6 protein-coding genes and 1 pseudogene are annotated in these 5,357 nt (G+C 52.4%); 2 read left to right on the top strand and 5 right to left on the bottom strand.

Annotated features, from left to right (window positions below; genetic code table 11):
* Positions 1–135: 135 nt before the first annotated feature.
* Positions 136–420: pseudogene (locus ACMV5H_RS24980) on the top strand (reverse transcriptase/maturase family protein); the annotation flags it as partial.
* 30 nt (positions 421–450) lie between these two features.
* Positions 451–1,119: a group II intron reverse transcriptase gene (locus ACMV5H_RS24975; protein WP_414822737.1), complete on the top strand. Its 669-nt coding sequence runs from the start codon at positions 451–453 to the stop codon at positions 1,117–1,119.
* 323 nt (positions 1,120–1,442) lie between these two features.
* Here the strand turns inward: ACMV5H_RS24975 and ACMV5H_RS24970 are convergent, their stop codons facing one another.
* Genes ACMV5H_RS24970 through ACMV5H_RS24950 form a run of 5 tightly spaced genes read right to left on the bottom strand, consistent with a single transcriptional unit; the run spans position 1,443 to position 5,292 of the window.
* Entirely contained in the window at positions 1,443–1,700 is a 258-nt protein-coding gene (locus tag ACMV5H_RS24970; protein ID WP_261147785.1) for a hypothetical protein, read from the bottom strand.
* A 52-nt stretch (positions 1,701–1,752) separates the two neighbouring features.
* Positions 1,753–2,013 (bottom strand): hypothetical protein, encoded by a 261-nt coding sequence (locus tag ACMV5H_RS24965; RefSeq protein WP_414822736.1) that lies wholly within the window; start codon positions 2,011–2,013, stop codon positions 1,753–1,755.
* A 56-nt stretch (positions 2,014–2,069) separates the two neighbouring features.
* Positions 2,070–2,792 (bottom strand): plasmid SOS inhibition protein A, encoded by a 723-nt coding sequence (locus tag ACMV5H_RS24960; RefSeq protein WP_414822734.1) that lies wholly within the window; start codon positions 2,790–2,792, stop codon positions 2,070–2,072.
* Positions 2,789–3,235 carry a conjugation system SOS inhibitor PsiB gene (psiB, locus tag ACMV5H_RS24955; protein ID WP_414822733.1) on the bottom strand — a complete coding sequence of 149 codons (447 nt, stop codon included), beginning with the start codon at positions 3,233–3,235 and terminating at the stop codon, positions 2,789–2,791. The genes ACMV5H_RS24960 and psiB overlap by 4 nt, the downstream gene beginning before the upstream one ends.
* A gap of 41 nt (positions 3,236–3,276) precedes the next feature.
* Positions 3,277–5,292 carry a ParB/RepB/Spo0J family partition protein gene (locus ACMV5H_RS24950; protein WP_414822735.1) on the bottom strand — a complete coding sequence of 672 codons (2,016 nt, stop codon included), beginning with the start codon at positions 5,290–5,292 and terminating at the stop codon, positions 3,277–3,279.
* Positions 5,293–5,357 lie beyond the last annotated feature (65 nt).

Below are 5,357 nucleotides of genomic sequence, written 5' to 3'. Positions count from 1 at the left end.
GGGGAATAATGCTGACGGGAACGTCGTTCTTTAGTACTCACGGAGGTGTCCACCTGGAAGAATAAGTGGACACCTAAACTACAGCGCCTGACGCATTAAGCCAGACGGTGCTGAGTTGACGCTTACACTGGAAGCGGAACTCCACAGGGAGGAATTATCTCTCCCCTCCTAGCCAATATGGCACTCGACGGGCTGGAGGGAGAACTGATGCGTACATTCAGGAAGAGTAAGCATTACGGGGCAAAACATCAGGTGAACTATGTGCGCTATGCCGACGACTTCATCTGTTCAGGGATCTCCCGCGAACTGCTGGAGAATGAGGTTAAACCCCTGATAGCAGCGTTCATGCACAAACGGGGGCTTGCGCTGTCTGAGGAAAAAACAGCGATAACGCATATAGAAGAAGGCTTCGACTTTCTGGGACAGAACGTCAGAAAATACGGCGGCAAGATGCTTATCAAGCCTTGTAAAAAGAATCTGAAAAACTTCCTAAACAAAGTCAGAAGAATAATTAAAGGCAATCCGACACTTCCGGCATGGAAACTGATAAACCTGCTCAACCCCGTGATCCGTGGATGGGCGACTTATCATCAGCATGTCGTGGCCAAAGATATCTTTAATTACGTCGATACCCAAATCTGGCGGGTAATATGGCAGTGGTGTAAACGACAGCATACACGTAAAGGCCGCCGTTGGGTTGCAGATAAGTATTTCACGTTCGGGGACAGGCGCTGGCTGTTCAGCACAGCGACCCCGGAGGGTAAAACACTGCATCTCACCCGGGCGATGGATACGCCAATCAAACGCCATATCAAGATCAGAGGCGATGCAACCCCTTATTCGCCCGGCATGGAAATCTACTTCGAACGCCGTCTGGACCTGATCTGGACAGGGAAACTGAAGAAGATGAAAACCGTGGCGGCATTGTGGAAACGTCAGGGTAAGTGCTGCCCTCGTTGCAGGCAACTCATCACCAACCAGACAGGCTGGAATATACACCACCGGATCAGGAAGGTTATGGGCGGGAGCGACGATATATCTAATCTTGAGCTGCTACATCCCAACTGCCACCGTCAGTTACACAGCAGGGAAGCCGGTGCCCATAGCGGGCATTTATAAAGGCTTGAGCGGTATGCAGGGAAACTTGCACGTACCGTTCTTAGGGGGCGGCGGCGCAGTAATGCGCTGCTGCTACCCGACAAAGCGTACTTGACCTGATTTCTGGCCAAAGAGATACGACACCAACACCATGGAATGGAAACGATCGGAAAAATTACAATAAGAAAGACGAGGTAACGAGGGTTGTTCAGGAAGAAGACAGGTCTAAGCAGCAATACCGGGATAACAGTCCACCAGGATAAGTTCATAATGAGGCAGGAAAGTACGGGAAAGAACGGCACCGTAGGTGCCGTCTATTCTTGACCTTCCCGCCCTGGCCAACGTCATTTTGCCCTGGTACCTGACTCAGGCTCAGATTCAAAGGCGATCACGCAGCCGAGGATCATGGATACGGCCCAGATCACCTGAAAGATGATATGCACAAGGGCACTACTGTATGACAGCAACATGCCGGTGAAAGGAATAAGCAGCAGCAAGGTGCTATAGATAATGAATTTTCCGCCAACGCTTTTTCGCTGTGCTGGCGACATTTTTTGCACTCTGGGGTTGTTCGCGATCTTACGTCTTAGGTATTTCCACATACCAACCTCCCTTTGTCACTGAAAACTGCGGGCATTGCCATCAGTATAGTGATCATTTGCCGTTGTAGTAATCGGGCCGATTCTCCAGCTCACGCTCGATCAACTCGTCAGCAAACAACGGCGCGACCTTAGCAACTCTAAGCTCGATATTCCGCTGACGTGCCTGTGCCTTGCGTTCCGGACTCCAGCGGCGGATCGGCTTCATCGTGAGAAAATCCAACGATACGGCATAGTCCCCACCCGGAACGAATAGTGCCATGATACTGGCAGGTACCGGCGCACCGGCGACAACATCCTCGGTCGCCAACACCATTTCACCCGGGCAATTCCGGTGCGGATACCGCCATTGCAGAGAGTAGCGCCATTCAGTCACGTCCGGTCCTCCAGCTTGTTGGGTACCATCAGCTCATCCAGCCACAGCTCTATCGTAGAGCGGCTATCCAGTTCAGTGTGGATATCTTTCACTATTGACCACAATGGTTGGCCCCAGTAGAAAGATTCACGCCTCAAGTTGATAAACCGCTGGCCCCATGCCTGTACCATCAGCATCAGGTTGTCGTCATCAATGCCCTGACGTTCCTGCCGTTTATACCAGGCTCTCAATTGCACGGGGGTAACAAAGGCCAATTCGATTTCGGCCTGCGCTACCTGGGTTTGATAACGCCGCCGTTTTTGCTGACGTTCTCGAGCCTCGTTGCTTAACTTGCGCGTAACTTTTAAATCGTATTTGCGATTATGCCGTTCACGCAGACGATAACGTACTTCTGGAAAATACAAGTGACCATGATCGGTAGAGAGTGGGAGTGGACAAACTTCCCCATGGCTGGCGATCAATATATCCAACGCTCTGATAAAGTCGTCCTTGCTCGCGTTGTTTCTCCCTTGAAGATCGTATCGTCCAGCGGCCTTATGCACATCAGTTGCTGAGACTTTTCGCCTACTTCCGTATAACTCACGGAGCAATTCGCGGGCGTAGGGATATTGCCCCAATTTTCTGCCCCGCTGAACCTTTTCATCTACGGTGATGATTGCTTGCATGGCGGCACGCTGGTATGCGTTAACGGTGACGAGAGCCAAGTGATTCGGGATCATACGGTATTCCCTCCCATGCGTAGAGCAACGGCCAATTTGTTTGCCTCGGTGTAACCGGCGCGAATATATTCATCCACTTTTGCCATCATCCCGTTGATCGCTTCCGGGGTAAAAGCCTCTGCACTGTAGAACCATGCAGCGCACTCACCACCATCAAACCAGAGGCGTCCGTACCAGTACGGCGAATCGTTGCAAGGGCCAGTGATCTCGAACTGCAGCTGCGGTGCTGATTGGTGGGACATCCGGAGATGTACCGGATGCAAACCGCCCCATTCCTGACGCTGCTCGCAATCTACTTGCCAACACTCAGGAAGGGATAACGCTGTGATCACTGCACTGGACAACCGCAAGCGAGCCTCATCACCGCGATCGCGATACTGTTCAAAATCGGTGGCGGTGAACGATTGCAGCTTGGATAACGTGAATTTTTCTTCTTTTGTCATTGTTTTATAAGCCGCCCTTTCGGGCTGCAGATCCCTGTCAGTTAAGCAGCGGCGCTATCATCAGCGGTGGCATCAGTCTCGGTACCGGTATTTGCATCACCGGTGAGTTCGTCTTTGGTCTGCGGCAGATCAATAGGCGCCATGCATACCGGCAGCCACCCTGTATCTTTAAGGATGGACTCGGCAAATTCAGCGGCTTCCTTGCGTTTCATCTTCTCGGCATCACGGGCATTTCCGGTACGACCGGCGCTATCGAGCGCGTCAACAATCTGGTCTTTACCGATACGTGAGAAGTAGTTTGCCGAGGTCGGTTTCCACCATTCGCCAATCTGGAAATTGAGCGCCTTTTCGAGCGGCTCCAACCTGTTGGCTACACGCTTGTTAAACACTTGGCTGCTCACGCCATCGATGCTTTGAGACACGCAGTAGGCCAGTAACGCCAGCACGTCTTCTTGTGGCCATGCCAACAGCCAGTCGAACCCCTCAAACCACTCCAAAGGGAACCGATTGAGCCAGCTGCTGTGCAATTCAGTCAGTTTCTGATTGGCGACTCCGTTCAGACTGTCTGCATCCTCCGACTGTTTGAGACATGCGCTACGCTGGCTTTCCACCGTGGTATGCATCGTGTGGAAAGAGCCTTTATCGAAAATGCGACGTGCCAGGGTGAACGTGTGCATGGCCAGCGCGACCGTTGGGTTTTGTGCCAGCGAAGCCGCCACAGCCAAAGTACGTTCCGCTGACAAGCTGGTGACGAGCACCGCTGACAAGCCTTTTTCAGACGGCGGGGTTTCATTTTTGACTTTCTCACGCTCGGCTTTTTCGACTTGCTTGATGTCTTCCATCTTCATCAGGCCGCGCTGGATATGGATTTCACCATTTTTCAGGTAGGCAACCACACCGGCTTTCGCCCGTACTTTTGCCGACCATTTGTTGATTTCAGCAAGCCGTGATGTGATTTGTTCGACGCGTGGGGCATGTTCCCATTCGTCATCGGCGTCACCGCCGTCGAGGAGATCTTTGAGTTGTTGTTTCTCGTCAGCCAGCTGCTTTGCCTCTGCCTTCTGTTCGTCGGTCAACTTTGCGTTTGCATGGAGAACCTCGAAGGTTTTCTCGTCCCCTCCCCAGCTTTGCACGTCCTTGCGACGCCCCAGCACCCACGCCCAGCCTTCTTCTTTCGCCACAATGTCTGCGGCTTCCTGTAACTTGGCAATTGCCATCGTTTCCAGCTGTTGTGGATTGGTCAAAATGACGCTTTCGGCAAACAGATCTTCACGGGTTTCACCGCCTGCGGCTTGATAGGCATCCAGTCCGACAAATTCTACCAATGCGTTGCCAGCGGCAGAAACTTCATCGTGCAACACACTTTCACGCAGCGCTTTTACAGTACGTTTGTACTCGTAATGTTTACTGTTATCCAACGTTTGGATCTGGCGTTGATGATCGTCGGTCGAACTCAACGCCCCCAACTGATCGAGGGTGATGGCATCGGTTTTCAGCAATTCGAGTAGTTGAGGCGCTACGGTCGTCAGTTTCAGGCACTTTTTAACATGTGCAGTACGGTAGCCAAGGATGGCGGCGATCTGTTCAACGGGTTTACCTTCTTCAGCCAACTCACGGAAGTTGGCCAACTGGTCTGCGGGTGACAGATTGGAGCGTTGTCCGTTCTCGGCATACGAAATTGCTCGGGCTTTATCTTCATCGACCGCTTTAACCACGACTTGGAATTCGGGCGTAACGGGTACACCGGCAGCTGACCGCCCTTCTTCCATCAACAGGTTGAGTGATCGCCGACGCGTTTCGCCACCGGCGATGCCGAACAGCCCATTGCTCAAGCGAACCCCGATCAGGTTCTGCAATAAACCGGCCGCTTCGATGCTGGTAGCCAGTTCCCGAACATCTTTGTCCGATACAGGTGTTTTGCGCGCGTTGAGAGGGGTTTTCACCAGTTGCTTGAGCATGACTGTTTCAACCGGGGTATCAACCAGTGCGGATTCAAGGCCCCATTCCCACTCGAAACGCAACAAAGTGACCCACTGGCCAGACCCGGATAAAATCACCGCTCTGGCCCTACTGGAGAGCCTGTTGCATGCAGGGAAAACATCTGACTCAGAAAGAGCGGTTC

This window comes from Serratia sp. N21D137 (assembly GCF_047530005.1).
GTDB lineage: Bacteria > Pseudomonadota > Gammaproteobacteria > Enterobacterales > Enterobacteriaceae > Chania > Chania fonticola_B.
The sequence above is the reverse complement of the archived record's forward strand: the minus strand, read 5'-3'. Positions and strand labels throughout refer to the sequence as shown.